This window comes from Pseudomonas sp. GW821-FHT01C01 (assembly GCF_059422645.1).
This window is the reverse complement of sequence record NZ_JBWKXF010000111.1, coordinates 1-3,757: the sequence shown is the minus strand read 5'-3', so window position 1 is coordinate 3,757 and position 3,757 is coordinate 1. Positions and strand designations below refer to the sequence as shown.

The window sequence follows — 3,757 nt, the reverse complement described above, 5'->3', positions numbered from 1 at the left end:
AAAGCGGAGTGTCAGACACCATCGTTGGCGACTGATACACCGCTTTCGCGAGCAAGCCCGCTCCCACAGGTTTTGTGTTCGATGCGAAATCGCGTTCAAAACGACCTCCACCTGTACTGAAAGCGCTACAGCGGAACGATATCGCTACACACCGCTCCGATCACGGCTGTGCAAGGCTTTGATCCACCTCGGCTTTTATCCTTGACCTGTGCCGTATCGATTTCGCTACAGCGAGTGAATTCCAGCGTTTGTCGAAACCACCTAAATCATTGATCAATAACAATAAAAACAACATTGGCCGCGTTCTTGCTATGTAGTTCCCCATAACCAGGGCATCGCCCAAGCATTCAATCGCGTCCACCAGACGAGTCTGGCCCCTTAGGAGTTTCCATGAGCGAGTTGCGTTTTACTGAAGATCACGAATGGCTGCGCACCGAAGCTGACGGCAGCGTCACGGTTGGCATCACCGCTTTCGCACAGAACGCCCTGGGCGACGTGGTGTTCGTTCAACTGCCTGAGCTGCAGTCCTACGACAAAGGCGCCGAAGCCGCCACCGTGGAATCGGTAAAGGCTGCAAGCGGCGTGTACATGCCGCTGGACGGCGAAGTGCTGGAAGTGAACCCGGCGCTGGACAGCAGCCCTGAACTGGTCAACGAAGATCCGCTGGGCGAAGGCTGGTTCTTCCGTTTCAAACCAAGCGACGCCGCCGCTGTCGGCCAACTGCTGGACCAGGACGCCTACGACCGCCTGATCAAAGCGCAAGCCGAAGCCTGAGGAGCACTGACATGACCGAAGTGAATCTGACCACTGCCAACGAATTCATCGCCCGTCACATCGGCCCGCGCGCCGGTGACGAGCAAGCCATGCTCAACAGCCTCGGCTTCGACTCCCTGGAAGCCCTGAGCGCCAGCGTGATTCCCGACAGCATCAAGGGCACCAGCGTCCTCGGCCTGGAAGACGGCTTGAGCGAAGCCGATGCCCTGGCCTTGATCAAGTCCATCGCGAGCAAAAACCAGCTGTTCAAGACCTTCATCGGCCAGGGTTACTACGGCACCCACACGCCTTCGCCGATCCTGCGCAACCTGTTGGAAAACCCGGCCTGGTACACCGCCTACACCCCATACCAGCCAGAAATTTCCCAGGGCCGTCTCGAAGCGCTGCTGAACTTCCAGACCCTGATCAGCGACCTCACCGGCCTGCCGATCGCCAACGCCTCGCTGCTCGACGAAGCCACCGCCGCTGCCGAAGCCATGACCTTCTGCAAACGCCTGAGCAAGAACAAAGGCAGCCACCAATTCTTCGCCTCCATGCATTGCCACCCGCAGACCCTCGACGTACTGCGCACCCGTGCCGAGCCTTTGGGTATCGACGTGGTGGTTGGCGACGAGCGTGAACTGAGCGACGTGACGCCGTTCTTCGGCGCCCTGCTGCAATACCCGGCGAGCAACGGTGACGTGTTCGACTACCGCGAGCTGACCGAACGTTTCCACGCCGCCAACGCCCTCGTCGCCGTGGCTGCCGACCTGCTGGCCCTGACCGTGCTGACCGCACCGGGCGAGTTCGGTGCCGACGTGGCCATCGGCAGCGCACAGCGCTTCGGTGTGCCGCTGGGCTTCGGTGGTCCGCACGCGGCGTACTTCTCCACCAAGGATGCGTTCAAGCGTGACATGCCAGGCCGCCTGGTCGGTGTTTCCGTAGACCGTTTCGGCAACCCGGCCCTGCGTTTGGCCATGCAAACCCGCGAACAACACATCCGTCGCGAGAAAGCCACCAGCAACATCTGCACCGCGCAAGTACTGCTGGCCAATATCGCCAGCATGTACGCCGTGTACCACGGTCCGAAAGGCCTGACGCAGATTGCCAATCGTGTGCATCACCTGACTGCGATCCTGGCCAAAGGCTTGAGCGCATTGGGTCTGAACGTCGAGCAAGCGAACTTCTTCGACACCCTGACCGTGAAGACCGGCGCTCAAACCGCTGCCCTGCACGACAAGGCACACGCCCAACGCATCAACCTGCGCGTGGTCGACGGCGAACGCCTGGGCCTGTCCCTGGACGAAACCACCACTCAGGCCGACGTTGAAGCCCTGTGGAGTCTGCTGTCCGACGGCAAGGCCCTGCCGGACTTCGCTGCCCTCGCCGCCTCGGTGCAGAGCACCATCCCGGCCGCGCTGGTACGCCAGTCGCCGATCCTCAGCCATCCGGTGTTCAACCGTTATCACTCGGAAACCGAGCTGATGCGTTACCTGCGCAAACTGGCGGACAAGGACCTGGCGCTGGATCGCACCATGATCCCGCTGGGTTCGTGCACCATGAAACTCAACGCCGCCAGCGAAATGATTCCGGTGACCTGGGCCGAGTTCGGCGCCCTGCACCCGTTCGCCCCGGCCGAGCAAAGCGCCGGTTATCAGCAATTGACCGATGAACTGGAAGCCATGCTGTGCGCTGCGACCGGCTACGACTCGGTTTCGCTGCAACCGAACGCCGGTTCCCAGGGTGAATACGCCGGTCTGCTGGCGATCCGTGCCTACCACCAGAGCCGTGGCGAAGACCGTCGCGACATCTGCCTGATCCCGTCGTCGGCTCACGGTACCAACCCGGCCACCGCACAAATGGCGGGTATGCGCGTAGTCGTGACCGCGTGCGATGCCCGCGGCAACGTCGACATCGAAGACCTGCGCGCCAAGGCCATCGAGCACCGCGAACACCTCGCCGCGCTGATGATCACCTACCCGTCGACCCACGGCGTGTTCGAAGAAGGCATCCGCGAAATCTGCGGCATCGTTCATGACAACGGCGGCCAGGTGTACATCGACGGCGCCAACATGAACGCCATGGTCGGCCTCTGCGCGCCGGGCAAGTTCGGCGGCGACGTGTCGCACCTGAACCTGCACAAGACCTTCTGCATCCCGCACGGCGGTGGCGGCCCGGGCGTCGGCCCGATCGGCGTGAAATCGCACCTGGCGCCATTCCTGCCGGGCCACGCCCAGATGGAGCGCAAGGAAGGCGCCGTTTGCGCGGCACCGTTCGGCAGCGCGAGCATTCTGCCGATCACCTGGATGTACATTCGCATGATGGGTGGCGCGGGTCTCAAGCGTGCTTCGCAGCTGGCGATCCTCAATGCCAACTACATCTCCCGTCGCCTCGAAGAGCACTATCCAGTGCTGTACACCGGCAGCAACGGCCTGGTGGCGCATGAGTGCATCCTCGACCTGCGTCCATTGAAAGACAGCAGCGGCATCAGCGTCGATGACGTCGCCAAGCGCCTGATCGACTTCGGCTTCCACGCGCCGACCATGTCGTTCCCGGTAGCCGGCACGCTGATGATCGAGCCGACCGAAAGCGAATCCAAGGAAGAACTGGACCGCTTCTGCGACGCCATGATCCGCATCCGCGAAGAAATCCGCGCAGTGGAAAACGGCACCCTGGACAAGGACGACAACCCGCTGAAAAACGCTCCGCACACCGCCAAGGAACTGGTCGGTGAGTGGTCGCACCCGTACAGCCGTGAGCAAGCGGTTTACCCGGTTGCGTCGCTGATCGAAGGCAAATACTGGCCGCCGGTCGGTCGCGTCGACAACGTGTTTGGCGATCGCAACCTGGTCTGCGCTTGCCCGTCGATCGAAAGCTACGCTTAAACCAATGAGGGGGCGGGTTTGCTCGCCCCCTTAATCAAGAACACCGCATTCCCCTTGTGGGAGCGGGCTTGCTCGCGAAGGCGGTGTGTCAGCCGCCAAATGTGCTGCCTGTTTCGCCG

2 protein-coding genes are annotated in these 3,757 nt (G+C 61.9%); both read left to right on the top strand.

Features of this window, described 5'->3' with window-relative positions; all coding sequences use genetic code 11:
• Positions 1–390: 390 nt before the first annotated feature.
• On the top strand, positions 391–774 hold the full coding sequence (gcvH, locus tag AC07XF_RS28910; protein WP_007996035.1) for a glycine cleavage system protein GcvH: 384 nt from the start codon (positions 391–393) through the stop codon (positions 772–774).
• 11 nt (positions 775–785) lie between these two features.
• Positions 786–3,638, top strand: coding sequence for an aminomethyl-transferring glycine dehydrogenase (gene gcvP / locus AC07XF_RS28905; protein ID WP_495029241.1), 2,853 nt, complete (start codon positions 786–788; stop codon positions 3,636–3,638).
• Positions 3,639–3,757: the final 119 nt, after the last annotated feature.